Below are 25,652 nucleotides of genomic sequence, written 5' to 3'. Positions count from 1 at the left end.
GCCGCAGCGGTGAAAACCCTGGTCCACCACCACGAAGTACAGGCCTGACGTCGGACCCGCGAAGACGGAAACATCCAGGCCCTGCTCTGGACTCGCGCATCCCGCGAACAGGTTGGGAAATGGACGCCTCGTGAATGTGGGAGCCGCCCAGTAGCGCCAGCGTCAGAGACTGTCGAGGAAGGCGAGCAGCGCCAGGCGGTCTTCTCGCGGCAGCGCCACCACCGCGTCCCGCGCCTTCTGCGCTTCCCCGCCATGCCACAGCACCGCCTCGAGCACAGAGCCGGCCCGCCCGTCGTGCAGCAGGTTGACGGCGCCTGATACCTGCGCCGTGAAGCCCAGGCCCCACAGCGGAGCCGTACGCCATTCACTCGCCTCGGGCAGGCCTGAGTCGTCCGCCAGCCCCGCGCCCATGTCGTGAAGCAACAGGTCGGTGTAGGGATGCACCGTCTGCGCGCGGAGCTCCTCGAACGGGTGCCTCCTCCCCGTCGTCAGCTCGCGCAGGTGACAGGCACCACACCCCACCGCGGCGAACACCTCCGCGCCGCGACGGACCTGCTCCGGCGCAGTCACACGCTGGGGCATGACCCCGAGCAGCCGCAGATACGCGACGAGGCGAGACCGTTCTTCGCCGCCGAACGCACTCGCCGTCTCGCCCACTCCGAGGTGGGCCTCAAGCTCGGCGTCGACCTGCGCGGAGACCGAGGGGTGCTCGGCCTTCCAGCCAAAGCGACCGAGCCTCGGTTCTTCACCCGGCGAGCCCCTGCTCAGCCCAGGGCGACCCGAGATGCCGTCCCCGTCGCAGTCGTTCTCGTCGGCCACCGCCAGGAGCGTCGACTCGTCGACCGCCTCCAGCAACCCCAGGCCGACCAGCGCTGGTGCCAGCCGCGCCGACGCGCGCAGCGGCCGTCCGGCGTCGAACACCGGCCGCTGCAGCGTCACCACTTCACCATCGCTGAGCGTCACCGACAGCGGCTCGAAGCGCGAAAGCCATACAGGGGCCTCCTGCGGCTGAAGCTGGTCTCCAAAGTCCGGCTCGCCAGTCAACCTGAGCACCAGCGATTGCACCTGCTCTCCCACCGGCGGTAACACGCCACGGCCGTTGAAGGAATGACAGGCGACGCAACTGCGGGCATTGAACAGCGGCCCCAGCACACCCTGCAACGGCAGGGGCGGGTTGCCCGCCTCGACGTGGGCCCCCGTGTCGAGCTCCGTGTAGAAGAGCCTGCGGCCTTCGAGAAACCCCTGCGGATGTGGCCACTGGATGTTGAGCGCCAACTGCGAAAACGCGTACTTCGGCGCGACCGGGGTGCCGTCGGCGAGCGCGACGAAGGGCACGGTGGTGCCCCCGCCGAGACGGGCCTCAGCAGAAGGCCCCAACATCCCCGTGGAGTCGAAGTTCTCCGGCGTGAGCCCACCGAGGCCGACCTGGTAGCGGAAGGTGTCCGAGAAATAGGCCGACCCGCCGGCAATGGGGTTGGGGTCCATGGCATCGGCGCCGGCAAGGTAGATGCCGAGCTCGAAGTCGAGGATGTCACCCACGAGCAGCGCCCGTCCTTCGCGGGCGTTGTCGGTCACCGTCTGCTCCAACTGTCGCGGCGATACCTGACGCATCCCTTGGTTGACGTGAAAGGTGTAGCCCCCGTTCTGGTTCCCCTCAAAGCCATACATCTTCCAGCTGCGGAAGTTGGTGCCAGGGCCGTACATCGAGACGTCAACGAGGGGGTAGTAGGTGACTTTGATTTCGGAACGGCCAGCCGCAACAGCGTCTTCGACCACGAGCCGGTAGCTCCGGTTCTCGAACGAGCGCGTGGTGAAGAAACTGGAGCGGTCCTCGCGCTCATGACGGCCGCGCACCCGCCCGGAGACCTCGGTGACGAGGACGCCGTCCTCGCGGCGGTGGATGATGGGGCCAGTCTCCGCGGGGCCCTCGGTGAACAGCGGAGTCACTTGGGGGAGTGACGCCTCCCGACACAGCTGCGGGCCGGGACCGAGGACCACCCCAGCGCCGCCCAGCGTGAACGACTCGCACCCCGACAGCAGCAGCGCCAGCACCAACATGTCGGGCGAACGTCCGCGCATCGGTTTCGCCAATCTACCACCCGCGCACGCCACCCGAGAACCAGAGCGCACCGAAGGCACCGCCGACGCGAACAGGCGACTCGCCCACCACGGTGCCATCCAGGCGCGGCACCCAGACGCCTCCATCAAGCCCCAGCCCCAGCGCAAGCCATCCCCACGGTCGCCACTCGCCGCTCACTCCCGCCTGGGGACCCCAGAGCACGCCGCGCGTCACAGCCCCCACATGCCCTTCCGACGGCAGGCCCTCGAGTTCCCCGAGTCCGCAACGCAGCCCCACGCCACCCCGAACCATCCACCGCTCCCGCTCGGTCCGCACATCGAAGGTGACCCCGCCATCGACCAGCGTCGCCAACACCGAGCCCGAGGTCCGCTGTGCGCTCCCCCGCAGCGCCGCCACGTCGAGGCGCAGACCCACCCGACTCCCAAGCCGCACATCCGCCGCGAGGCCCCCACCCAACAACGGCACCTCCCCCAAGCGGCCGACGCCAAACAGGCCGAGCTGCACCCGGCCCGGCTCATCGATGGGAACGGGCAGGGCCTGCAGCGTGGGCGGCGCCTGGGGAACAGGCGGGAGCTCGGGAGGAGGAGGAAGCTCGAGAGGAGGCGGAGGCTCGACCGGCGGGAGCGGCGGCTCGGCGGGGGGCGACGACCACAGCCGCGCGGCGGCTTCGGCCACCAACAACGCGACCGTCCGTGGAACAGCCAGCGCGCTGACGTCGGAGATGTCGACCTCGAACTGCTCGGGCTTTCGGTCCAACACCTCCAGCGCCACCGTGTAGCGCGGCGCCGTGCAGTCGACGGTCACCCGCGTGTCACCCGCGCCGGATGTCGCGTCGACGGGCACCTTGAGCTCAATCGCCAGCAGCCGGCGCAGCTCCGGTTCGACGCCGGGTGGGCAACCGGTGGCGCTCATCGCCACGCTGCCCGAGCCGGACAGCGAGACGGCGGCCACCCACCACACCACTGCGACCATCACGCCAGGGCCACCTGCGCAGCGCCGGAGGACCCGGACGGAAGAAGGGACATCACGGTGCTTCGAGCCTCCCCCACTGTCTCACGGCGTCGATTCGCCGCGACTGCGGAAACTCTTCGACGAAGCGCTCGGCGGTGCCGCGGGCCGCCGCGACATCTCCCGCCTGGGCCTGGGCCTCGACGGCGCGGGCGAGCGCGTCGGGGGCGAGCGGGCCCTTCGGAGCCAGTGCGTGCGCCTCCAGAAACGCGTCGGCCGCCTCTCGCGGGTTGCCCAGGTCGTCCAGCAGCACCCGACCGAGGGTGAAGGCGGCGAGCGACGCACGCGGGTCCCCGCGAAAGCGCGACAGCACCCTGCGCAGCGGCGTGAGCGAAGCCTCGGGGTGTCCGCTGAGACGGGCCACGTCGGCGGCGCGGAGCAGATCTCCAGGCTCGTCCTCGGGAGCGCCCTCGCGCTGCAGCGCCGACCATGCCGTCTGGAAATCCCCTTGCTCGGCGTGCGCTCGCCAGGTGGCCGGACGACGCACGCTCTTCCTGCCCGGGGGCTGCGGTGCCTGCGCCACGCTCGGCGCCTCGGACATCGCGGGCACACCCCCGTCCTTGCTCGCCTCGGTCGTCACGTCGTCAGGCACGGCGGGCGCGTCAACGGCTTCAGGGGCGAGTGCCTCCACGCGGAAGGCGCCCTGCTCGCCCGCCGCCAGCAACGTCTCCCGAGCTCCGGCGCGCACCCGAACGCGGCCCTCGGTGACGACCACGCTCACCTGCGTGTCGTCGCGAGTGACCGAAAACGCGGTGCCGACCACCTCGACCTCCACCGCGCCAGCCGACACCCGCACCAGCCGCCCATGCTGCGGGGCGACCCTGAAGTGCATGACGCCGCGCTCCAGCTCCAGCCACAAAAGTCCCGGCTCCGAGCGGAGGGTGCGCACCGGCGCGCCGATGGGCATCACCACCCGCGCGTCTTCACCAATGACGACCTCGGGGACGCCGGGCCCGCTCGACTTCGAAGGGATGAAGAGCGCGACCAGCACGAGCACCGCGACGCCAACCCCGGACAGCGCCACCCGCTTGCGCACCTCCCTCTGACGGTAGCGCCGGCGCACCTCGGCCTCGAACAGGGTCGCCTCGTGGGTCGAGTACTGCGGTTCGAGCGAGCGCGCCGCCTCAGCCCAACGCTGGTGCCGTTCAGTCACGGTGCGCCTCCTCCATCGCCGCATCCACCGCGGCGATGCGTCGTTTGGCCGTTGAGATCGAGCAGCCCAACAGCTCGGCGACGCGCTCCAGCCGCTCCCCTTCGAGATAGCGCAGGCTCCACGCTACCTGCTCGTCCGCGGACCTGCTGTCGAGCACCCGATACACGTCACTCAACAGCGCCATGTGCTCGCCGTTGGCGCGGGGCGTGGAGAGCAGCGTGGGGTGCCAACGCTCCCACAGGCCGAAAGCGCGCTGCAGTCGCCGCCTGCGCAGCCGGCGCAGCGTCAGCCGCACCGCCGTCGACGCCAGGTAGGGCTTCACCCGCAGGGGGTTTTCGAGCCGCTTGAGGCCATCGATGGCGCGCACGAAGGTGTCCTGCACGATGTCGTCGACCTCGTCGTCACGTCCCAACATGCGCTTCACCACCCCCGCGACATAGGGACGGTATGCCCGAACCACGGCGGTGAGGTCGGCCGGATCGACCTCCACCTCAGCGGCGTCCTGGTGCAATGGAATGAGTCGCCCGGGTACGGACATGGCCCTCTAGAGACACTACCGCCCAAAACGGCTCACACCAACCAGGCGAGTGCGAGCGAAAGGCACGTGCTTCCTTCGCCTACACCAGGCGCCGCCTGCCTCCACTTCCGCGAACGAGCGACTCCGTCTCGTCGATTTCGTTGAGCCGAAATCCGCAGCCCGAGTCTCTACAGCAGCGTTGCAGAGGCCATCCCCCCGCTCGACTCCACAGCCAGGAAACCCGTCCCCCTCCGCGCCTCTGCAAGGAGCGACCATGCGTCTCGACTCAGCCTCCAAACGTGTGGGGGTCTGTCTTCTTCTCGGGCTCTCGGCATGTGAGGGCTCTTCCTTTCTCTCCCTGTCGGACTCGAACCGAGGTGAGGGCGAGACGCTGCCGGCGCATCTGCTGACCGCGTCGGAATACAACGCGACGGTTCAGGACCTGCTCGGAGTCACGTCTCGGCCAGCCGACTACTTCCCAGCGGCCTCATCGTCCGAGTTCGACGCGAACGTGGGCGTGCTCGCCTCCCTGTCGGAGGTTCAAAGTGAAGCGGTCTTCAACGCCGCCCGCGACGTGGTGGCCAAGGCCTTCGAGTCGCCCGAGCTGACCGCGCGTCTGGTCACCTGCACTCCCGCGAGCGACACGGACGCTGAATGTCCCAAGTCCCTCGTGACGACGCTGGGTCGCCGCGCGTTTCGCCGCTCCCTCGACGCCGAAGAGGTGGACGCGTACCTGGCGACCTACCAGAAGGCGAGACAGTCACTGGAGCTGGGCCATGTGGACGCGGTCGCGCACGTGCTCCGGGTGATGCTCAGCAGTCCGTCGTTCTTCCTGCGCATCGAGCGTCCCGGACCGAGCAAGAGCGAGCTCGAATCCGCGGCGCTGGCGAGCCGCCTCTCCTACCTGCTCTGGGGCTCCATGCCCGACGACGCGCTGCTCGCCCTCGCCGAGAGCGGCAAGCTCGACGAGGACGCGGAGCTCATCGCCATGACGGACAGGATGCTGGCGGATCCTCGAGGTCAGCGCTTCGTCTCCCAGTTCCTCGGCCAGTGGCTCGGCACCGTGCGGCTGTCGAGCCACAACGTGGACACCAGCCGCTTCCCCCAATGGACGCCGGAGGTGGCGAAGGGAGTCGAAGCGCAGGCCAACGCCTTCTTGTCCGGCTTCGTGACGGGGACCACGCCCTGGAGAGAGGTGTTCCTGGCCCCGCACCCGGCGAACACGGCCATCCAGCCGCTGCTCGCCGCCGACCCGACGACCTTTCAGCGTCGCGGCTTCCTGACGCTGCCGGCCTACCTGGCGCTCAGCTCACACAGCGACCGCACCTCGCCCACCGCTCGCGCCAAGGGCGTCATCACGTCGCTCTTCTGCACCGACATGACGCCTCCGCCAGGAGTCGTCACGGAGCTTCCACCGGAGGAGGGCCAGTCGCCCAGGACCGTGCGTGAGCGACTGGAGGCGCACCGGCGAAATCCGTCCTGCGCGGGCTGCCACAACATGCTCGACCCGCTCGGACTCAGCCTGGAGAACTTCGACCCGGTGGGTCGCTACCGCACCCTGGACGAGGGGCACCCCATCGACTCGAGCGGCGTCTACGAGGGCATCCCCATCGCCAACGTGTCGGAGCTGCTGCCGCTGCTCTCGGAGGATTCGCGGCTCGGCGATTGCGCGCCGCGGAAGCTGTACAGCTTCGCCATGCGCCGCAGCCTGGTGCCGGAAGACGAGCCGCGAGTCGCCAGGCTGGCAGCCACCTGGAAGGCGGGAACGCTCCGCGAGCTCCTTCATCACGTCGTGGTTTCGCCCGCCTTCCGCGGGCACGCAGAGGAGGCTCCATGAAGACTTCAATGTCGCGCCGGACCGTGCTGCGCGGAGCAGGTGTCGCGCTGTTCCTTCCCTGGTTGGAGGCGCTCGCGCCTCGCGTCGCCCGCGCCGCAACCGGGAGCATGCCTCGCCGTCTGTTGCTCTGCGCCTTCCCCAACGGCGCTCCGCACGACTGGTGGAGCACGGCCCCCGCCTTCGGAACGTCCGTCTCCGGTGACGCGTTCCAACTGCCCAACGTGCTCACGCCCTTCCAGCCCCTCAAGCACAAGCTGATGATGGTGAGCCGGCTGGGCAACTACACGTGGAGCCACAACGGCGAGTCACCGTCCCCGAGCGTCGAGCCGTCCCACGCGCGCTGCATGTCGGCCGTCACCACCTGCATCGACGCAGATGAGGTCGCGCGCAAGGCGAAGCTCCCCCTCGACTCCGCGGTGCGCAGCACCACCTCGGTGGACCAGCTCATCGCGCAGACCCTCCAGGGACAGACGGGCCTCAACTCGATGCAGACCGGTCTGGGCGTCAAGCCAGGCTTCTTCGACTACCGCAGCTACGCCTACAACCAGGTGCTGTCGTGGAAGTCGCCGACGGAGCCGCTCAAGCGGAACGTCAATCCGCGCGTCATCTTCGACGCGTTGGTCGGGAGCGGCAACGCGCAGACTCCGACCGAGCTCGCCAGGCTCAAGGCGCGCGAGAAGAGCGTGCTGGACGCTGTCCGCGAGGACATGAACCGCATCAAGAAGCGCGTGAGCAGCCGGGACCAGCAGGTGCTGGACCAGTACCTGACGACCGTGCGGAGCCTGGAGCTCGCCGCCGATGAAGTCTCGGCCACCTGCCGCGCGCTCCCCGCGCCTGGCGCGGTGCCCGAGCCGCCCGGCCCGCAGCAGGGGCTGTCCCAGGGACAGGACGGGTACGACCACGAGCTCCACGCCGACGTGATGAACGACCTCATCACCCTCGCCTTCGAGTGTGACCGCACGCGCGTGGTGACCCACCTGCTCGACGACGCGCGCTCCGAGTTCGAATACCGCAACATCCCCGCCGCGGACCGTACCCGCGTGGGGCTCGCGTACAACGCGGGCTCCAGCCTCCACTACCACGGCAGCCAGCACGGAGAGGGCGAGCTCGCCGATACAGCGGAGAATGGCCGGTACAAAATCATCAAGCCGAGCAACCGTAGCTTCGCGGCCATCAACGCCTGGATGGGCCGCAAGGTGGCGGAGCTCGCGCTCAAGCTGGATGCCATCCCCGAAGGCGACGGCACCGTGCTCGACCACACCACGCTCGTGTTCCTCAGCGAGATGCGCACGCACGACCACGATGCGTTCGACCTGCCCATCCTCATCGTCGGCGGCAACGGCATCCTGAAGCAGAACACACACATCGCCTACGACTCGGTGGGCAATGACCGGCAGCTCCGTGACCTCTGGTACACGCTCATGCGAAACGTCTTCGGCATGCCCGTGACCTCGTTCGGAGAGGACGTGCGAGGCGTGGCGAACGCGGAGCTCACCGAGATTCTCGCGTGAGGGCGCTCCTGGTGGTGCTGTCGCTGGGGCTTCTCCTGGGGACTCCGGGGGTCGCCTCCGCCTCGGAGTTCACGCTTCAGGGAGCGAGCCAGGTTTCATTCACTGGAAAGGGACCCGCCGGCTTCAAGCTGGTGGGGACCACGGGGAAGCTGTCGCTCAAGGACGACGGCCAGTCCCTCACCTTCACGGTGCCGCTGGACTCCCTCGACACGGGCATCGAGCTGCGCAATCGACACATGAAGGAGAAGTACCTGGAGACGGCCCGGTTCCCCCAGGCCGTCCTCGTGGTGAAGCGCGGCGAGCTGCTGGTGCCGGCCCAGGGTGAGACGAAGTCCGGCCAGGCCAAGGGCCTGCTCACCCTGCACGGCGAGACGCGAGAAGTCGTCCTGCACTACAGCGCGGAGCGCGCGGCCGCGCAGACGACGAAGGTGACCTCGCGGGTGAAGGTGAACTTCAAGGACTTCGGCGTCGCCGTCCCGAGCTACATGGGCATCACCGTCAAGCCAGACATCGACGTCGACGTCTCCTTCGAAATCACCCAGGCCTGAGAACATTCGCGCGCGTCGGCGGGCAATGCCGTTCGTGAGCGCTGAGAGAAGGACCCAGACGTGTCTGTTCGAGTGCTCACCTGGACGCTTGCGCTGTGCCTGCTGGTCCATCCACGGGCGGCCCTGGCGTTCCCCTGGATGATCAAACACAACTACACGAGCTGCCAGTCCTGTCACGTCGACCCCAGCGGTGGCGGCGTGATGACGGATTACGGGCGCGCGCAGCAGCAGACCCTCCTGGAGACTCAATGGGGGGCGCACAGCCCGGAAGGTGAAGCGGACTCCAACACGCAGTTCCTCTACGGCGCGCTCGGCACCTCTCGCCCGGAGTGGTTTCTACCGGAGGTGTCGGTGCGCGCGGGGGGCCTCTTCACGCGCTCGGTGAACCTGGGAGCCGCGAGCGACGAGGGACAGGTCCGCGACGTGATGGTGCCCGTGGTGATGGCCGCCGATGTTCGCGCCGCGGTGGTGGTGGGGGCATTCAGGGCCATGGCCTCGCTCGGTGTGGCCCCCCGCCGCGCCTTCGCGGCCAGCCTGACCCCTGTCGGCGACATCGACGGGCCGAAGCTCGTCAGCCGCGATTATTGGCTGGGAGCCGCCCTGCTGGAGGAGGCGCTGTTCATCAGAGCCGGGCGTTTGACACTCCCCTTCGGAATCCGCTCCGTCGAACACACGCTCTGGGCCCGAGCGGTGACCCGCACGGACTTCAACGACACCCAGCAGCACGGAGTGGCGGTGGCCTACTCGGGGGAGAGCTTCCGCACCGAGGTGATGGCCATCGCCGGCAACTTCCAGGTGGGCCCGGACGGCTTTCGCGAACGCGGGGCCTCCGGCTACCTCGAGTACGCCTTCGCACCGAACCTGACAGCGGGGGTGTCCAGCCTGGTGACCTTCGCCCGCTTCGACCGCCTCAACCTGGAGGCGAATACGTTGCGTCAAGCACATGGACTGTTCGCCCGCTACGCGCCGTCTCCCGACCTCGCCCTGATTGCCGAGCTGGACGCGCTGGTGCGTGGCAGCCAGCAGGGAGGGACCCAGGCGGGCGTGGTGGGGTACGCCCAGGCGGACCTGGAGGTCGTCCGTGGCCTGCACCTGCTGGGCACCGTCGAGTTCCTTCGCGAGGACCAGCGCGGAGCGACGGGCATGCAGCTCGGGGGCTGGCTGGGATTGAGCTGGTTCGCGGCGCGGGGCCTCGAGGTCCGGCTCGACGGGTTTGCCCGGCAGACGCCTGTCCAGGGGCAGCCCTCCATCTCCAACCTGGGCAGCGTCCTCCTGCTGCACTTCTACCTGTGAGCCCCATCGTGACAAGCGCCCTCTGCCCTCCCCGTCTCGCCCGACCACTGGTGCTGGTCGCGCTCTTCCTTGGCACCACCTCGGGGGCCACCAGCAATTTCCCCTCGGCGATTCGGACGGCGACGGCGATGGAGAACACACCACCCTGCATCCTTTGCCACGCCACCGCCATCGGTGGGCGAGGCACCGCCACCCAACCCTTCGCGGAGACGCTGCGGCAGCACGGACTGACTGGCGCGTTCGACACGGAGTCACTTCAGACGGCGCTCGGCGGAGTCAGAGAGGACCGGGCGGATACGGATGGAGACGGCACCGGTGATTGGGACGAGCTGGCGGCGGGCCGCAATCCCAACGTGGCCTCCTCGAACGGAAGCTCAGACCTCTTCTTCGGGTCGACCACGGATGGAGGCACGCCGGGCGTCATCCCCTCGGAGGCGCCCCCCATCCAGTATGGCCTTGGATGCACGGCCGCTTCGGCGCCTTCCACGCTCGCGCTGCTCGGCGCTCCGGTGTTGGTCCTCCGGGGTCGTCGCCGACGCCGACGCCTCGAAGTGACGAGCCTGCTCCTGGCGCTGCTGTGCGCATGTTCGCAAGGCCCCGGCTCACGGTCGCCGGATGGCGGCGCTCCGACCGGTCCCACGCCGGGTCCCGTCGATGGGGGACTGGGAGCGAACCTGGACCCTTCGGAGCTGGACCCGGCCTCACACGGAGGGACGCTCACCTTCGAGTCCATCGGCGCGCCGGGTTGGTATCCGAGTCGGCGGGACCCCGCGACGGGGCCCTGTGATGCCTATCAGTCCTCCGCGTGTTGTCTCAGCAAGCACCACATCGAAGGCAATGCGCTGACCCCATGGGACGAGGACCTCATCGTGACCCTGCGAGGTCCGATGAAGGTCAAGCAGTTCGCCGTGTATCAACCGGAGGGCGATTCAAAGGGGCCCTGGAACCTGGTGTCTTCCTGGGACGCACGGAGCCCGAAGAGCCCGCAGGGCCTGCACTTCGAGGGGAACAGCACCGAGGCGAAGGGGTTCGACGGCGTCATCGGGACCGAATGTCTGGTCGACGTCTCGACGAGCGAGGATTTCACGTGCGGCCCGGGGAGCGAGCCGTACTGCCCGCCGCAAGGGAGCGGAAAGAAGAAGGCCTGGGGTTGGTCGGGCTCGAAGCTCTTCGTGATGCTCGCCACCATGCCCCACGCGGGGACGCTGGGACAGGCGTGCTCGCAGGGCTCGAACGGAAACTGGTTCGACGCTCCATGGGTGGGCCTCAGTCATGGAGAGCTCGTGCGCGCTGGCGCCTTCGGCGGCTGCCACTGTTACGCCAAGGAGCCTGACAAGTGGTACCTGGGTGACGGCTGCGGTCAGTTCAATGTCTTCGAGGTCGTGAACGACAACAACGACTTCCGGAACCTCGACGTCTTCAGCACCAACATGTTTGGCTATGCGGGCTATGTCGGCGAGGGCCCCTGTGGCTCGAAGTGCAACGTCGGCGCCCTCGGTGGGGAAGCCGACCTCATCGACAAAGCGACGAGCGCTGAAGCGGCGCGGGGCGCGGTCGCCAGCCCCACGCGTGGGCCCGGTGCGGCCCTGCGCCGTCCGGTGTCTGGCTATCGCTACTTCTTGATTCTCCTCGACGTTCCGAGCCGGACCGTACAGCTGGCGCTCATCCATCCGCTCAATGTTCCCGCCACGGTCGGCGCGCTGCTCCCCGGATTGCCAGCCCGGATGGAGGCCTCGACGGTCGAAGCAGTCCGGACCTTGCGGCTGCCCAGGTGATGGGCGAGCGCGGTGCACCCTTGAAGCGACGTGACAGAGGTATGGGACAAGTGACTCTTCGCGGCCAGCGGTTGAAAGCAGTGATGTTGCTGTGCGTGCTCCTGACGTCCTTCTGGGCGCGTGCGGAGCAGCGGGTCGCGGTGCTCGACTTCACCGGGGACCGTCGGGATGCGGTTCGCAAGCAGCTCGAACGCTCGTTGCAGGCCAAGGGCTCCGACGTCATCAAGGGCAAGCTGTATGCAACCCATGCGCGACGGTTGGGGCTGCGGGGACGCGAGGCTCACACGGATGCGGCCATCGCCACGCTCTCACGGGAGCTCAAGCTCGCGGCGATCGTCCGGGGAGCCGTATCGGGACGTGCGCTCACCGTGGAAGTGGTGAGCGCGTCGGGGAGGTTGCTCGGAACCGACTCGTATCCGCTCAAGCAGGGGAGGCTCTCAAAGAAGGATGCCTTCCGGGCCGCAAGCACCATCCTGACGACGTTGCGCGGAGCCGCGACAGAGGTCGTCCCCCACGAGTCCGTTGAGCCCGCGGAGCCGGTCGCTTCGATGCCACAGGACGTTGCTCCTCTGCCCCCGGCCAAGGCGGATGCACGGGCTTCGAGTGGCGTCGCTCCCCCCAAGCCCACGACCACGGCGGACGCACGGGTTTCGAGTGGCGTCGCCCCCTCCAAGCCCACGGCCACGGTCGAAGTCGCGGCGGCGCCAGCGGAGGACATGGCGCCCGTGAAGACTCCCGCACCGGTGATGGGGCCTCGATGGGTCTCCGTGAGGCTCGGTGGCGCCACCACCTTTCGGTCCTATTGCGCGGCCCCCGGCATCACGTCGTGCGGCCAACTGGAATCGCAGCCGCAGACGGAGAGGCCGGAGCGCTCGCTGTTGTTCGGAACGCCCAGTCCGTACTCGGGCTTCAGCGCCGGGCTCGACGTGTTTCCACTGGCGCTCCTGGGAGACACGGCGCTGGAGGGCCTGGGTGTCACCGCCGAGCTGTCGCGTCGCTGGCCCCAGGTCCGTATCCAGGGAGGTGGACCTGGGGGAACCGCGAGCGCCGTGGACATGTATTGGTCGCTCTTCGGCACCTATCGACTGTACTTCCCGCTGTCGTTCACGGCCACGCCTCTCCCCGCGTTCGTGGGGCTTCGGGCAGGGGGACTCTCTCACTCGTTCAAGGTGGCCGAGGAATACCAGGCGCTGTTTCCCAAGACGGGCCGCACCCATGCGTCGGTGGGGCTGGATGTGTCAGTGACCCTGGCCCGTCTGGCTCGGGTCGAGGCGGGCTTCCTGTACTTCATCCGGCCACAGCCGGGCCGCGAGCAGCAGGACCGCTATGGCCCCGAGGTGTCGAGCAGCGGCTTCGGGCTCGAAGCGGGAGTCGGCGGTGAGCTCGTCGGGCCGCTCGAGTACAGCGTTCGCTACCGCTTCCAGAAATACGCAGACACCTTCTCCGGAGCGGGAACGGAGTGGACCGGGGGTGGCATCTCCCAGGAGCGCTACTCCGGCCTCAACTGGACGTTGGGCGCATCTTTTTGAAAGGCGTTCATGAAACTTCGTGGCCTTGTCTTGAGCCTGTTGATGGTTGCACTCCAGTCCTGTTCTGGAGACTCCAGCGAGCAGAGCGACCCCCGCGAGGATGGCGGACCCTCGCGCGAGGATGGCGGACCCTCGCGCGAGGATGGAGGCGTTCTCGACGGGGGTGCTCCAGATGGAGGCACCAGCAACTGGGGCGACGGTGAGATTTCCGTGGAGGGGCGAGCCATCAAGGTCGGTGGCCAGGCCATCCAGATGAAGGGCGTCTGCTGGAACCCTGTCGGAAAGGGGCGCGAACACCCACCCAGGGGGGACTACGCCGCCTTCGCCGACAAGGATATCTCGCTGATGAAGGCCGCGGGCATCAACGTGGTCCGCACCTACGACACCCTCCGCGACACCGCGGTGCTGGACAAGCTTCACGCCGCGGGCATCCGCGTCATCATGAGTGTGTACGCCTACGGCGGCGACCCCGCGTCTCGCGCCTCCGAGCACGTCGCGGCGCTCAAGGACCACCCCGCCATCCTCATGTGGTCCCTTGGCAATGAGTGGAACTACAACGGCCTGTATACCAACGTGTCTTTCAATGACTCGATGGCGCGCTTGAATCAGATTGCCGCCGCCATCAAGGCGCTCGACTCCAAGCACCCCATCGCGACCGTCTATGGAGAGATGCCCTCCAGGGCCACCATCGCGGCCATGCCGGATATCGACGTCTGGGGTCTGAACATGTATCGCGGAATCACGTTCGGAGACGCCTTCACCAAGTGGAAGGACCTCAGCCAGAAGCCGATGTTCCTCGCCGAGTACGGGGCGGATGCCTTCAATGCGAAGCTCCCCGGCTACGACCCCGAAAGCCAGGCCAGGGCGACCCACGCCCTGACCCAGGAGCTTCTCGACCACTCGACCGCGAACACTGGCGGCGTGTGCTCCGGCGGCACCGTCTTCGAGTGGTCGGACGAGTGGTGGAAGGCCGGCAATCCCTCCCAGCACGACAACGGTGGCTCGGCCCCGGGTGGTGGCCCCTACCCCGACAGCACCTTCAATGAAGAGTGGTGGGGCATCGTCGACGTCGACCGAAACACGCGGCCCGCCTACGAGGCGCTCAAGCGTCTCTATGCGCCTTGAGCGGATGTCTGTGTCCCATCGTCTTGAAAGGAGTCGAACCGTGAGCTGCGTTCCTGAAATGTTCGCCCCCGCGAGCAGTTCTTCGCGGGTGGCCATCCCTGGCCGGAGTCCGAAGCACGCAGTGAGCACCCGTCCCGCGCTGCTCGCGACGGTTGCCTGCGTATGTCTGGCGGTCGCCGCCTGCAGCTCCGGCACCGTGCAGGTCGGCGACGGGCCATCGCCGGGCGGACCCACCGCACCTGAAGGCAATGGACCCGACGGCTATGCCGAGCTGACCTGGGCCGACCCGCAGCCCACGACGCATTACACGCTCCCCGGTGGCACGCTCGTGACGAAGCTTGGCGGACGCACGCGCGACCGCCACGCACGCGAGATGCCTCCGAAGGGCAATCCGCTGGGCGGGGACAACTACATGACCTTCGCGGCGCACTACTTCGAGCGCCGCACCCACGACATCACCCTCTACGACAATCCCAATCCCGACCCCAAGAAGCCCGGCACCCGCATCCTGACGCTCGTCGTGCGTCCGCAATGGTGGCTGTACGGGACGAACTTCCGAGGGGGGTACATCGGGCGGCGAGGAGAGCAGCCCCACCTGCCGATGTCGGTGGCGCTCTATGGGGACAACGGCGGCATGAAGCAGCTGCCCCCCGGAACCCTTCGGAAGGACCAGGAGCTGGAGACTCCCATCAAGAACTACGACGCCCTTCCGGACAACAACAGCCCCAGCGGCTTTCGGGACCTCAATGTCCCGCTCGCGGACGGAGAGTTCGTGTTGGTGAAGCAGATTACCCGCTCGGCCGCGCTCAATCGCGACCTGCGGGAGGGCGACCTGTACGAGTTCGAGCTCGGAATCTTCCTGGACGGCCCCAAGGGCAACACGCTCGGTCGCTTCAACTACTACTCGGACGCGCTCGTCTACCGCGTCGGCACTCCCGGCATCGTGCCCTGGTACCGAGGCCCCTGCTGTGATGCCCCTGCGATTCCCTGGGACTCGACGCCCATCCCGGACAGCGCCCTGGCGGGCGGCAAGATGATGACCCTCCAGGAGAACACCTCGGGGTTCACCCACATCAACTTCATGCAGGCGAGCCTCAACATCGCGGGTCGCAACATCCAAGCCTTCACCGAAGGGCGACGCCTGATTCACACCTCCTTCTTCACGGGGGGCCACCACGAGCCCGGCAATCCGCCTGTCACGACCGCCATGAACAAGGCGGGCCCCCGGTTCCAGCAGGCCTCCTGCATCGACTGCCATGTGAACAACGGCAAGAGCTCTCCCGCGCTCAACACGCCCTTGTCGACGATGGTGGTGCTCACCGCGGACGTGGACTCCACCGGCAAGCTCGTGCCGGACAGCCGCTTCGGCGGGCACCTCTGGCAGGGCGTGGTGAACGACGGGAAGACGCAGTACGACGGACGCAACGCGGTGCTGAAGGTCACCTCGTATCGCGAGACTCCGGGACAGTATCCGGATGGAACCGCGTACACGCTGCAAGCGCCCATCTATTCGCTGACGGACCGGCAGGGCAACGCGCTGGAGCTGCCTGCCCGCATGTCGGTGCACACGGCCCCGCACATGGTGGGGATGGGCCTGCTGGAGGCGGTGCCGGAGAAGCAGTTGAAGGCCCTCGCCGAAGCGAGCCGACAGGACCCCGACGGCGCGGTCGGCAAGCTTCAGTTGATTCCGGACCCCCGCTTCCCGTCCATCACCCGCGTGGGTCGCTTCGGCTGGCGCGGCACGGCTTCGACGGTGGAGGAGCAGGTCGCGGGCGCCCTGAACAACGACATGGGCGTGACGACGTCCATGTTCCCGACCCACAACTGCGGCCTGGCCTCGGACGACGTGGAGTGCCGCGATGCGAATGCCGCCACGCCGGAGCTCAGCGACGAGCACCTGCGCCTCATCGTGGACTACACCAGCCTCCTGGCGGTCCCTCCCCAGCGCCACTTCCCCGGCGAGCAACCTCTGCGGAACTACGCCGTGGACTTCGGAGACCTGGTCGCGGACCCGGACCCATCCAAGCTCCAGGCCGAGCTGGCGCAGATGCGGGCGGACGAAGCGGCCGAGCGTCAGCTGCAGGAGCGCGTCGCCGCCGGCGCCGTGCTGTTCATGCAGGCTCGCTGCAATGCGTGCCACGTGGCGACGCTGACCACGGGAACAGGACACCGCTATGCCGAGCTGCGCGAGCAGACCTTTCGCCCGTACACGGACCTGCTGCTGCACGACATGGGGCCGGAGCTTGGAGACAACTTCCCGCAAGGTGTCGCCACCGGGCAGGAGTGGCGCACGGCGCCGCTGTGGAGCCTGGGGCTGCTGGAGCACACCAATCCCGGGACGCGCTTCCTCCACGATGGTCGCGCCCGCACCCTCGAAGAGGCCATCCTGTGGCACGGCGGGCAGGGCAGCGCGAGCCGGGACCGCTTCAAGGCCATGTCCAGGGAAGAGCGCGGCATGCTGCTCGACTTCGTGAGCTCGCTCTGATTCGAGGTGCCTTCGACACCCGACGCGCCCTCCCCGTCCGGACCCGCCGGACGGGGAGACGTCACGCCGACTCAGCGACCGTCGAAGTAGCAGAAGCCGTAGCCGCGGTCTCCACCGCCACCCGACAGCGGATAGTAGATATAGCCCAGCTCCTCGCCCGCTCCGCACTCGGAGCGCGCTCGCGCGTAGCGGTGGCATGACTCACCCGCCGGACCCGCCGCGCCATCCGGGTCGAAGCAGGTTCCGCGCGCGCCTTCGACGCCACAGAACTCCGTGAAGGACGCCGAGCACGCCTCGCCAATCAGCGCCGTGTCGAACGCGAAGCCAATCGGCTCCAGCACCGCCTGCTCGATGCACAGGCCATACACACCGCACACCGTGCCCGAGGGGCACCCGGGCGTCGCCGCCATGAAGTCACACGTCTTCAGGCACTGCGCGTCGTCGCTCAGCAGGTCCGTGCACGCGAAGCCCTGCTCGCAGTCCGTCGTCGTCAGCGAGTACTCGCTCTCCGCGGGCGTCGCCGTGCAGGCCTAACCCTGCGTCTTCGTCCCCAGCGCGCGCTGCAGCGTGCCGTCCGTCGCCGCGTAGTCGTCGGCGACACACGCCGTGTCATTCAGGCTCGACGTCAGCGAACCCTGACGCGGGTCACACCCGCCCGGGCGCACCGTGTTCCACGTCGCGAAGCGAATCCACCGGCACTCGCCCCCCGACACCACCGACGAACCCGTGTACGGCCCCGAGGTGGGCGTCGCGAGCACCGACTCGCGCAGCACCACGTTCGACAGCGCCCCCACCGTCTGCTGCGGCGACACCTGCAGCGCGAGCAGCAGCGCACCCGCATCCGCGACGAACAGCTTCTGCGCCGTCGTGCCGATATCCTGGTAGCCGAAGACGCACTGGTCGCACGTGAAGGTGTTCGCTCCGCCCAGCGACAGGTCGTACAGCCCCGGCTGGGTGTTCATGTCCAGGCGGATGCGCAGCTCGTCCCGCTGCGCGCCGCCGGTGTTCGTGAAGTCGCCACGGAACGTCGGCTGCCGCTCGTACTGCACCGGCGTCAGCTCGATGCCGTTGACCATCTCGCCCACTGAGATTTCGGTACAACCCGCGGGCGGCGTCAGGAAGCGCGCCTCCTGCTCGGCGGCGAGAATCTCCGCCTGCTCCGGCGCGGGCTCCTTCGCCTCCTGTCCACAGCCGATGAGCCCCGACACGAGCACCGCGCCCCACCATCCATTGATGGACTTCATTTCCCTGTTCTCCCGTTGCACGCGACCGCGACATGGCGGCCGACCAGGTGTGTCCCTGGTTCACGTTGAGTCAATGCAGCCGAAGGACAGGTGAAATCCGGTGTCACTTCAGCCGCACACCCGATGAACGGAAATCCCGGGGAAAAGTCGCGACGCACCGCTGCAATCCTGGCGTGTCAGAGGGAGGTGGCAGACCCCGGAGGCCCCCTGGCACCGTCAACGCCGTGGTCGGGCAGTGTCACCGCCGTGGACAGCCAGGACCCGGGGAGCTTCGGACTTCCGAGCGGAGACGGGCGGCGACGAGGGGGAACGCGAGCCGGCATCCTCCCTGCAGTGCGCTCCAGGGTGGCCGCGCGGGACGCTTCCCGTGGCGCGGCGAACGCCAGGAGCGTGTCTGACCATGCGTCTGTCCTTGACAGGTCTCTGCTGGGTCGTCCTCCTCTTCTGCGCCCTTCCCATCGCCTGCATCGAGACGATGGGCTTGCAGGAGTCGAGGACCTACGCGGGCTATGGGCTCATCTACATCTTCATGCCGCCCCTGCTGTTCTTCACGGTGGCGCCCACGCTGACAGCGCTCTGCGTGGCGCCCTTCGTCGAGGGGCCAAGGCATCAAACGCTGACAGGGTTTGGCTGCATGGGCACGTTCTGCATCGTGCTCTGCGTGGCGGCGCTGACGGTCTGGGCGGTCACCGAGGCCACGAACATCCTATACGGACTGGGAGCGGCCTATGTCTACGGCAACGTCGCGCTCATGGTGTGCCTCATCATCGGGCTCCACTTCCGGCGCGAGGTGGAGCCACCCGCGGAGGCGGATTGATGCCGGGCCCGCGCCATGACTTCGGCCACGGGCCCGCGTGCCGCCGCTCACGCAGGCAGCGTGCCCTCGCCCGTGGAGAGGGTGTTCATGAAGTCCTTCACCTTCGTCACGTAGGTAGCGTCACCGGTGCCGGCGGGAATCGCGTTCGCGTTGTTGCGGTCCACGCCGTTCGGGCCGGAGTTGTAGGCGCGCAGCGCCAGGTCCCAGCTCCCGAACTGCTCCTTCATGTCCTTCATGTAGCAGGCGCCCGCGAGGATGTTGGTCGCCGGGTCGGAGAGGTCCTTCCCCTGCAGCTCGGGGTGCTTCGACTGCAGCTCCTTGAAGGTGTTGGGGTTGACCTGCATCAGGCCGGTGTCCGTCAGGCCATTGCCGCCGTTGGTGGAGACAGCGTCCAGGTTGCCGCGCGACTCCTGCCAGATTTGCGCGGCCAGCATCTCCGCCGGCACGCCCGTCTTGGCCGCCGCTGACTCGATGGTGCTCCGCAGCTTCTCCAGGCCCGGAGGCAGGTTGCCGCCCAGCTTCTTCCCACCCGCGGCGCTGGGCGCCGCATCGACGCTCGGCGCCGCATCGAAGCTCGGCGTCGCGCTGGGGCCCGTCGGCGTGGGATTGAGGTCCAGCGGAGGCCGCCCCGAGGACGCCTGCGGAGAGAAGCCGCTGTCGCCGTTGAAGCACGAGCTCTTGGACGCGCCCTTGGCCCCCTGGGGCGCCTGCACGCCGCCCTGCTCGGCGATCTGCGACATCACCTGCACGAGCGTGTTCATCACCGAGAGGGTGCTCTCCAGGAGCTTGCCCAGGTGCGCCTTGCCACCCGAGCCCCCCAGCTCGAAGCCGTCCTTCTGGAGCGCGGCCAGGCCCGGCGCGGACTTCACGCCCGTGCCCACCGACGGACCAAGGGATGCGGACTCCACGCCACCGCCGCGAAGCTGGGAGACGCTGGAGCGGGGGACAGCGGCGTTCTGCAGGGGGGAGATGCTCATGGCGAGGACCCTCGGGGGATGGGAGGCGGATTGATGCGTCCCGGGAGCCCATAGCAGCGCGTGTGCCAGCCCTCGGCGGCAGGCATGGCACGAACAACCCCTGGAAATTCCAAGCAGCCACGCGCGCGCGCACGGCGATGGAGCCTCGCGCCCTGATGACAGCCGTCATCAGCCGAGTGTCCCCGGTCATCAGCCGGCCGCTCATCTCCTGCCCATCAGACAACTACCGGACCAGGGGCTCCCAAAAGACAGGTCCCCAGACATCTCGGAAGGGCTCACGCCGGCCCTGCCCCGTCGGAGGTGCTTTCCCACGGAGGATGCGCCCCCGCTTGTCGAGCGCCATCACCGTGGTGTCAATCACGGAGGGCCTGCCCACCACCTGTCTCGACTCCAGGTCCACCACGATTCCACCGGCCAGCACGAGCGAGCCCGCGTGGAAGCTCCAGTGGGTCACATGCTCGCCGAGCAAAGTCCGCTTGCCCGTCTCGACATCCCACAAGGACAGGGCAAGGCGGCGACTCTTGACGAGCTCCTTGACGTCACTGCGGCTCATCACCTCATGGGGCTCGGCGTGCAGCGGGGCCCGGAGCAGCGCGAGAAGACCTTGCGTCGCCACGATGTTGTCATCGACGCGGTGCAAGGCCCGCGTCTCCAGGTCGATGAGGACGCGCCTCGTATCGATGAATCGAGCCACCTGCCCATCGGGAGCGAGGTACTCCGGGAACCCCTCGGGCACGGAGATGAGCCGTGGAAACGGGAAGCGAGAGGAGCCTGAGTCCTCGTCTCGATAGGTGACGTGGAAGTCCAGCGGCTGATGGACTTCGGCCCCATGCAGCTCGACGGTGGCCAGCGACTCCGGTCCCTTGTACGTGCACGCCACCACCACGAGCTCACGCCGAGGGTCCGCGACCAGGATTCGGCCCTCGCAGAAGGCGGGGACCCACTCGGTGCGCCGGCCCGAGCCGTCCTCGGCGAACAGCTCACCGGCCTCTCCTCGCCGCAGGATGAAGCGTCCCAGCAGCAAGGTCAGGGGCTCTCTTTCATCGATGCGCGCCGCGCCCCTGAGTTCATGCAGGGGCCCTCCCTCCACACGACGCGCGCGCCAGACCAGCCTGTCCTCATTCATGTGGTAGCGCTCCCCCTTCGGGTCGAGCTTGCACGACCCGCGGAGCCGCGAGGACCAATGGACCGGCCGCTCGCGAGGCTCACCCTCGGGAAGGTCCTCGGTGTGGACCCAGAGATTCACCCAGTCACCGGCATCGCTGAAGTCCGCGTTGCGCAGCTCACCCGCCCCCGCCTCCACCTGTTGCTCGCGGCCCGAGGCCAGCTCCCGCAGGACGGCGGACACGCGCCCTTGCGCCTCTCGCAGGTAGAGCATGTGCCTTGCGTCGGACGAGAAGCGCGCGACAGGCGGAGGCCACAGCGCGTCAGGTCGGTTCGAGTCAGGGACGCGGTATCGCACCAACTCCCGCTCTTCTCGCGTCCACACGTCGAGGAGGATGAGGGTCTGATTGCGAACCACCGCGAGGTAGCGACCGGAGACGTCCGCGCCGAGGAAGTCCTCGATGGGAGTCCCCAGGCCCGACTCGAGGAAGAGATACGTGACGGCCTTATCCCCTTCGCCATACCTCGGGTGAGGGAAGGTACGGTCGTCCTCGTCGATTCGACCGTTCTTGTCCGTGTCCTCTCGCGCCTGACAGGCAATCAACCATCGCCCGTCGGGTGATGCCTCCATCAGGTTGAAGCGATGCGCCGTTCCAAAAGGTCCGTCTGGCGGCGCGGTGGAGGGCTCGCCTGGAGCCAGCCCCCCATCTCCTTTCGCAATCGGACGAGAGGTCGCGCAGGCGGAGAGGACCACCAGCAGGAACAGAATCGAGCGCATGGAGGGGCAGGATACATGGATTGCATCGTCCCCCGACGAGACTCAGGCCCTGGGCGGAGGAGGCACAAGGAGGTCCGTCCACTCGCCATAGGCCTCCGCGGGCGCGCCGCTCCCCTGGAACTCGCGCACGCTGGTGAGGAACTGCCGCCAGTGGTCGCCGACGACAGCGTCCAGCCAGTTCTCCTGGCTGTACGCCAAGAGGCTCCCAGCGGCCTGGATGGCGGGAGCATCGGGCTTCACGGCGAGGATGATTGAGAGCGCGTGGCTCTCCGCGCCCGGCGTGCGGCTCGGAGAGGCCGCATCCAACCGCCAGCGCGCCGCCGTGTCCCCGAGCGCCTCCGCCTTCACACACTTCCAGGCCGCGTCGTGGAGAGAGGGTCCCGGGTCTGGCTTCCCATAGAACTCCACGGCGACCTCCGACGCCCGACGCGATTTGGGCATGGGCAGCATGAGCCGTGCCTGGGGCAGTGATTCAAACTGAAGCGTGCCCCTGAGCTCCTCGCACGCCTTCACGCGCGCGTTCGCCTCCGGCAATACCTTGAGCACACGAAAGGCCTCGGGGCTCGTCTCGTACAGGCTGAACTCCACGACGCATTCGAAGCGCGCGAAGCCCTGCTCCCGCTTGGGGAACAGCGATAGGCCGAACTCCACCCGCCACGGCGAGTACCCCTCCGGACACACCACGTCCGTCCCTCCATACGGCGTCACCATCAGCTCGTCATGGAACGACACCAGGTCCGCGCTGGCCCGCTTGCGCAGGGCGAGGAACGTCTCCTTCAGCCACGTCTTCTCAGCGGGGGTGTCGAGCCGGCCGCTCAACAGGAACGCGTCATGGACCGTCTCGTCCCATTGCGCCAGGCAGTCCAGTGGAGGGCGGTTCTCCAGGAACCTGTCGAGGGGCCTGCTCTGAAACTCTCGGGGGACGGACATGCGGCTCCTCGCTCAGCACCGGGCGGGAGCCATCATGCAATGCTTCACCCTCCGCGCGCAGTCCCCGCCGCGCGCCGGGCCTCAGGGGTACGTCACGCTGAAGGTCGCCGGTCCCTTCAGGTACGTCAGTCCCTCTTCGGAGCGGCAGCCACTGTCGATGTCCGTGCTCAGGAACGTGGTGGTCCTCACCGCCGTGGCGCCCTGGAACTTGCCGGACAGCACCTTCCCCGTCTGCGTGACGAGCGTCGTCGCGTCTTGCACGGAGAGGTGTGACTGGCTCATCAGCACCGTGGAGGTCTCCGCCGTGTTCCACGTCACCACCTGGCGCCCGGCTCCGGCTCGCGCCAGGTCCGCGCAGGACAGGCCTCGCATCAAGTTGGGCGCCTCCGTGCCCAGCGTCGCCGACGTCACCGCCGAGCCGAGCACCGTCACGCAGTTGCTCACCGTCGCCTGGAACGACACCGCGCTGTCGCGGGGCGCCGCCTTCACGCCCGTGCCGTACCTCGCCTCGCCATGACCGAGGGGACAGGTGATGAGCACCTTCTCCGGAGGCCGCTCAATCGTCATCGCTCCCGGCCCCTCCTGCGCTCCGCGCCCCGGGCCTCCGCCGCCGTCTCCACAGGCCAGCGGTCCACAGAGCCCGACGAGCACGAGCCCCCTCACACTCCATGACGTCGCACGCATGAGCAGCCTCCTCCCAAATTTTTCCAACGACTCACGTCATGGTGCGGATGAGCTCGAGCGTGGACGGCCCGCTCAGCCAGATGAGCCCACCGGGTGACGCACAGCCCTTCTCGATGTCGGAGTTGAGGTACGTCACCGTCCAGATGGCGGTGGCCTCCGCGAAGGCGCCCGACTCCACGGTGCCCGTCAGCGTGAAGACGGTGAGCGGCCCCTGCGCCAGCTCTCGCGACTGACTGAACACCAGCGTGGACGTCTCGCCCGTGTTCCACGTCACCACCTGGCGCACCGTGCGCGGCGTCAGCAGGTCCGCGCACGAGTAGCCCGTGAGCAGGCTCGAGTCGAGCGGCAGGCGCGCGGACGTCACCCGCGACGCGGGGATGGTGACGCAGTTGCTCAGCGTGGTGGCCCCCGCCACCGTCACGTCCTTCGTCAGCTCGCCCAGCCCGGGCATGTACGACGCCTGGGTGATTCCGACGGGACAGGTGACGACGACGGGCCCGGGGCTGTCAGAGCGCGGCGCGGCGTCCAAGGCCGGCTGCTCCCGGGATGGAGGGGCCTCCTCGCCACTCCCCGCCGACACGTCGAATGTCGAGGTGAGGGCGAGTGCGGAAAGAATGACCACCACCGCCGCCAACAGACTTCTGCGCATTTCCGCTCCCGATAACGCTGCCGTTGCCGAGATAGGAATTCACCGCGCACAAGCCCATCCGCGAAATATGACAAGGGACAATGAATGACGCTCGCACCTCCCCGCGAGCCCGGGGCGATGTGCCGCACCTCCCACGGGAAGTGTCGGACACCAACAGCCGCGCGCGGCCTGTCGGAACCGTCACATCGCCCGCGTCAGCGGTGCGGGCTCGGAGCGACAAGGACCGCGCGTCGAAGGAGGGCTCCGGGTCCGTGAGGCGCACGTGGAAGCGTCACCCCACCCGCTACTCCTCGGCCCCACTCGTGACGAGGGTCCGCAACTCCGTTCCCTTCGTGACGAGCTCCCGAGCCACCCTGGCGAGCTCGCGCGTCAACGCGGCCCGACACCCGCCAGCGTCCCGGCATCCTCCCGTCGCGTCGTTCAGCAACTCGAAGACCCGCGCGTGGTAGGCCTCGGAGTGAGGCCCTCGATGTCCCTTGATTCGAATCAGGTTCGCCGGGTCCTCCGGGCGCATCCCCGCCTTGCCGAAGAGCTCCTGACAGCGCTGTGCCCACGGGCCGCCATCCGATTCAGAGGCCGTGCCCTTGCCCGCGCAGATGGGGTGCACCGCGCCTTCTGCGTCCCCCTGGATGCCACCCGCCGTCCCCATGGGAGCCGCACCGGGCCCCATCGCGACCGCGGCGATCGCCGTTGGCGCGAGCGTCACTCGCAGCTCTCCCCCGGACGTGAGCGCAAGCGACCGGACGTCTCCGGACAGGGCACCCGCGAGCTGAAAGCCCGCTTCCGTCTGGGCGCGTATCGCGGCTTGAGCGAAGCCCGGCATCTTCGGTCCTCGCACCGTCATGGCATTCCTCCCGCCGAGCACCGACAGGGAGACAATCACCAGGACGCGGGCGCCGTTTTCGCCCAGCACATCGCCGAAGCGATGCCCGACGCGCTCCAGTTCCTCGAAGCTCGCCGCGTTGCGTGACTCTTCCACCAGCTGCGAGAAGCCCTGCCCGAGCTTCCAGACAGGCTCCGTCCCGAGATACGCAATCAGCGAAGCCGCCCATGTCACCGGAATGGGCTTCGTCATGGGCTCGGGAGCCACCAGCGACCTCAGCGCCGTCCCGGACATCGTCGTCACCAGGCCCCGCAGGGCCGCGACATTCACCGTGTCGCGGAGGTCCTCCTCGACGTCGTCCCAGGCGCCATCGAAGGCGAAGTAGAGCGCGAGCATCCTGCGCTCCGTCGGCCCCAGCGTGAGCCCACCGGTCATCATGCCCAGGCAGCCCATCGGGTCCTCCTGCCTCTGACAGATGCGCTCATGGGCTGACGAGACAGCACGCCCCAGCGCTCCGCCCCCTTGGGCCACGCTCGTGGAGCGATGGTCCTCCTGGTCGACCTCCTTGAACACGACGTCCAGTCGCAGGTCGGGCACGAGCCGCGCGACGGCGCCCTTGAACTCCTCTTCATCCATCTCGACGGGCTCGGTCTCGATGGGTGTGTATTCGATTGACTTGCCCCCGCCCGTATCCAGACGCACGACACGGGTCGACGCGCAGCCGCTCGCCAGCAGCAGCAGCGCAAGAACTCCCAACGCTCTCATGGATGGCCCCTGAAGACAGC

General features: G+C 68.2%; 22 protein-coding genes. 10 read left to right on the top strand and 12 right to left on the bottom strand.

From position 1 onward, the window contains the following. Positions 1-162: 162 nt before the first annotated feature. The 4 genes from LZ199_RS34675 to LZ199_RS34660 are packed head-to-tail and all read right to left on the bottom strand — an operon-like array spanning position 163 to position 4,731. On the bottom strand, positions 163-2,079 hold the full coding sequence (locus LZ199_RS34675; RefSeq protein WP_253998051.1) for a di-heme oxidoredictase family protein: 1,917 nt from the start codon (positions 2,077-2,079) through the stop codon (positions 163-165). Positions 2,080-2,092: 13 nt separating this feature from the next. Beyond that, positions 2,093-3,055: a hypothetical protein gene (locus tag LZ199_RS34670; RefSeq protein WP_253998050.1), complete on the bottom strand. Its 963-nt coding sequence runs from the start codon at positions 3,053-3,055 to the stop codon at positions 2,093-2,095. Positions 3,056-3,104: 49 nt separating this feature from the next. Beyond that, positions 3,105-4,241, bottom strand: a complete 1,137-nt coding sequence (locus LZ199_RS34665; RefSeq protein ID WP_253998049.1) for a FecR domain-containing protein — start codon at positions 4,239-4,241, stop codon at positions 3,105-3,107. Continuing rightward, positions 4,234-4,731, bottom strand: coding sequence for an RNA polymerase sigma factor (locus LZ199_RS34660; RefSeq protein ID WP_253998048.1), 498 nt, complete (start codon positions 4,729-4,731; stop codon positions 4,234-4,236). The genes LZ199_RS34665 and LZ199_RS34660 overlap by 8 nt, the downstream gene beginning before the upstream one ends. A gap of 301 nt (positions 4,732-5,032) precedes the next feature. Between LZ199_RS34660 and LZ199_RS34655 the strand changes: the two genes are divergently transcribed. The 8 genes from LZ199_RS34655 (at position 5,033) to LZ199_RS34620 (ending at position 16,861) form a co-directional block, all read left to right on the top strand. Next, a complete protein-coding gene (locus tag LZ199_RS34655; RefSeq protein WP_253998047.1) occupies positions 5,033-6,595 on the top strand; it encodes a DUF1588 domain-containing protein in 1,563 nt (520 codons plus the stop codon). Next, complete coding sequence (locus tag LZ199_RS34650) at positions 6,592-8,106, top strand: DUF1552 domain-containing protein (protein WP_253998046.1); 1,515 nt, start codon at positions 6,592-6,594, stop codon at positions 8,104-8,106. The genes LZ199_RS34655 and LZ199_RS34650 overlap by 4 nt, the downstream gene beginning before the upstream one ends. Next, positions 8,103-8,654, top strand: a complete 552-nt coding sequence (locus tag LZ199_RS34645) for a YceI family protein (RefSeq protein WP_253998045.1) — start codon at positions 8,103-8,105, stop codon at positions 8,652-8,654. Before LZ199_RS34650 ends, LZ199_RS34645 begins: the two co-directional genes overlap by 4 nt. A 60-nt stretch (positions 8,655-8,714) precedes the next feature. After that, positions 8,715-9,947 carry a hypothetical protein gene (locus tag LZ199_RS34640; RefSeq protein WP_253998044.1) on the top strand — a complete coding sequence of 411 codons (1,233 nt, stop codon included), beginning with the start codon at positions 8,715-8,717 and terminating at the stop codon, positions 9,945-9,947. A 551-nt stretch (positions 9,948-10,498) separates the two neighbouring features. Continuing rightward, positions 10,499-11,722 (top strand): DUF2403 domain-containing lipoprotein, encoded by a 1,224-nt coding sequence (locus LZ199_RS34635; RefSeq protein ID WP_407667284.1) that lies wholly within the window; start codon positions 10,499-10,501, stop codon positions 11,720-11,722. Positions 11,723-11,763: 41 nt separating this feature from the next. Beyond that, complete coding sequence (locus LZ199_RS34630; protein ID WP_253998043.1) at positions 11,764-13,251, top strand: hypothetical protein; 1,488 nt, start codon at positions 11,764-11,766, stop codon at positions 13,249-13,251. Positions 13,252-13,260: 9 nt separating this feature from the next. Further along, positions 13,261-14,376 carry a glycoside hydrolase family 2 TIM barrel-domain containing protein gene (locus LZ199_RS34625; RefSeq protein ID WP_253998042.1) on the top strand — a complete coding sequence of 372 codons (1,116 nt, stop codon included), beginning with the start codon at positions 13,261-13,263 and terminating at the stop codon, positions 14,374-14,376. Positions 14,377-14,497: 121 nt separating this feature from the next. After that, positions 14,498-16,861 (top strand): di-heme oxidoredictase family protein, encoded by a 2,364-nt coding sequence (locus LZ199_RS34620; protein ID WP_253998041.1) that lies wholly within the window; start codon positions 14,498-14,500, stop codon positions 16,859-16,861. 71 nt (positions 16,862-16,932) lie between these two features. Here the strand turns inward: LZ199_RS34620 and LZ199_RS34615 are convergent, their stop codons facing one another. Continuing rightward, positions 16,933-17,271: a hypothetical protein gene (locus LZ199_RS34615; protein WP_253998040.1), complete on the bottom strand. Its 339-nt coding sequence runs from the start codon at positions 17,269-17,271 to the stop codon at positions 16,933-16,935. On the opposite strand from LZ199_RS34615, the gene LZ199_RS46305 reads away from it, so the two are divergent. Then, the gene (locus LZ199_RS46305) at positions 17,270-17,395 is read left to right on the top strand and encodes a hypothetical protein (RefSeq protein ID WP_256569645.1); all 126 of its coding nucleotides are present in this window, start codon (positions 17,270-17,272) and stop codon (positions 17,393-17,395) included. The genes LZ199_RS34615 and LZ199_RS46305 overlap by 2 nt on opposite strands. On the opposite strand, the gene LZ199_RS34610 is transcribed toward LZ199_RS46305, so the two are convergent. Then, on the bottom strand, positions 17,392-18,105 hold the full coding sequence (locus LZ199_RS34610; RefSeq protein ID WP_253998039.1) for a hypothetical protein: 714 nt from the start codon (positions 18,103-18,105) through the stop codon (positions 17,392-17,394). The two genes, LZ199_RS46305 and LZ199_RS34610, sit on opposite strands and share 4 nt — an antisense overlap. A 400-nt stretch (positions 18,106-18,505) precedes the next feature. Here LZ199_RS34610 and LZ199_RS34605 point away from each other — a divergent pair, with 400 nt between their 5' ends. Next, positions 18,506-18,922: a hypothetical protein gene (locus LZ199_RS34605; RefSeq protein ID WP_253998038.1), complete on the top strand. Its 417-nt coding sequence runs from the start codon at positions 18,506-18,508 to the stop codon at positions 18,920-18,922. A 47-nt stretch (positions 18,923-18,969) separates the two neighbouring features. Here the strand turns inward: LZ199_RS34605 and LZ199_RS34600 are convergent, their stop codons facing one another. The 6 genes from LZ199_RS34600 to LZ199_RS34575 form a co-directional block, all read right to left on the bottom strand. Beyond that, entirely contained in the window at positions 18,970-19,899 is a 930-nt protein-coding gene (locus LZ199_RS34600; protein ID WP_253998037.1) for a lytic transglycosylase domain-containing protein, read from the bottom strand. A 223-nt stretch (positions 19,900-20,122) separates the two neighbouring features. Then, positions 20,123-21,781: a hypothetical protein gene (locus LZ199_RS34595; RefSeq protein WP_253998036.1), complete on the bottom strand. Its 1,659-nt coding sequence runs from the start codon at positions 21,779-21,781 to the stop codon at positions 20,123-20,125. Positions 21,782-21,823: 42 nt separating this feature from the next. Continuing rightward, positions 21,824-22,711 carry a hypothetical protein gene (locus tag LZ199_RS34590; RefSeq protein WP_253998035.1) on the bottom strand — a complete coding sequence of 296 codons (888 nt, stop codon included), beginning with the start codon at positions 22,709-22,711 and terminating at the stop codon, positions 21,824-21,826. Positions 22,712-22,792: 81 nt separating this feature from the next. After that, entirely contained in the window at positions 22,793-23,395 is a 603-nt protein-coding gene (locus LZ199_RS34585) for a hypothetical protein (protein ID WP_253998034.1), read from the bottom strand. A gap of 31 nt (positions 23,396-23,426) precedes the next feature. Next, positions 23,427-24,044: a hypothetical protein gene (locus LZ199_RS34580; RefSeq protein WP_253998033.1), complete on the bottom strand. Its 618-nt coding sequence runs from the start codon at positions 24,042-24,044 to the stop codon at positions 23,427-23,429. Between the two features lie 283 nt (positions 24,045-24,327). Continuing rightward, positions 24,328-25,632, bottom strand: coding sequence for an AHH domain-containing protein (locus tag LZ199_RS34575; protein ID WP_253998032.1), 1,305 nt, complete (start codon positions 25,630-25,632; stop codon positions 24,328-24,330). Positions 25,633-25,652: the final 20 nt, after the last annotated feature.

The sequence above is a fragment of the Myxococcus qinghaiensis genome (assembly GCF_024198215.1).
Lineage (GTDB): Bacteria > Myxococcota > Myxococcia > Myxococcales > Myxococcaceae > Myxococcus > Myxococcus qinghaiensis.
Note: the sequence above shows the minus strand (reverse complement) of the source record. Positions and strands in the feature narration are given on the sequence as shown.

Excerpts from the sequence above, each read along its gene's own strand:
- LZ199_RS34590 (WP_253998035.1), bottom strand. The coding sequence starts at position 22,711 with ATGTCCGTCCCCCGAGAGTTTCAGAGCAGGCCCCTCGACAGGTTCCTG.
- LZ199_RS34625 (WP_253998042.1), top strand. The coding sequence starts at position 13,261 with ATGAAACTTCGTGGCCTTGTCTTGAGCCTGTTGATGGTTGCACTCCAG.
- LZ199_RS34595 (WP_253998036.1), bottom strand. The coding sequence starts at position 21,781 with ATGCGCTCGATTCTGTTCCTGCTGGTGGTCCTCTCCGCCTGCGCGACC.
- LZ199_RS34655 (WP_253998047.1), top strand. The coding sequence starts at position 5,033 with ATGCGTCTCGACTCAGCCTCCAAACGTGTGGGGGTCTGTCTTCTTCTC.
- LZ199_RS34585 (WP_253998034.1), bottom strand. The coding sequence starts at position 23,395 with ATGCGTGCGACGTCATGGAGTGTGAGGGGGCTCGTGCTCGTCGGGCTC.
- LZ199_RS34575 (WP_253998032.1), bottom strand. The coding sequence starts at position 25,632 with ATGAGAGCGTTGGGAGTTCTTGCGCTGCTGCTGCTGGCGAGCGGCTGC.
- LZ199_RS34675 (WP_253998051.1), bottom strand. The coding sequence starts at position 2,079 with ATGCGCGGACGTTCGCCCGACATGTTGGTGCTGGCGCTGCTGCTGTCG.
- LZ199_RS34630 (WP_253998043.1), top strand. The coding sequence starts at position 11,764 with ATGGGACAAGTGACTCTTCGCGGCCAGCGGTTGAAAGCAGTGATGTTG.
- LZ199_RS34610 (WP_253998039.1), bottom strand. The coding sequence starts at position 18,105 with ATGAAGTCCATCAATGGATGGTGGGGCGCGGTGCTCGTGTCGGGGCTC.
- LZ199_RS34580 (WP_253998033.1), bottom strand. The coding sequence starts at position 24,044 with ATGCGCAGAAGTCTGTTGGCGGCGGTGGTGGTCATTCTTTCCGCACTC.
- LZ199_RS34615 (WP_253998040.1), bottom strand. The coding sequence starts at position 17,271 with ATGGCGGCGACGCCCGGGTGCCCCTCGGGCACGGTGTGCGGTGTGTAT.
- LZ199_RS46305 (WP_256569645.1), top strand. The coding sequence starts at position 17,270 with ATGAAGTCACACGTCTTCAGGCACTGCGCGTCGTCGCTCAGCAGGTCC.
- LZ199_RS34600 (WP_253998037.1), bottom strand. The coding sequence starts at position 19,899 with ATGAGCATCTCCCCCCTGCAGAACGCCGCTGTCCCCCGCTCCAGCGTC.
- LZ199_RS34605 (WP_253998038.1), top strand. The coding sequence starts at position 18,506 with ATGCGTCTGTCCTTGACAGGTCTCTGCTGGGTCGTCCTCCTCTTCTGC.
- LZ199_RS34650 (WP_253998046.1), top strand. The coding sequence starts at position 6,592 with ATGAAGACTTCAATGTCGCGCCGGACCGTGCTGCGCGGAGCAGGTGTC.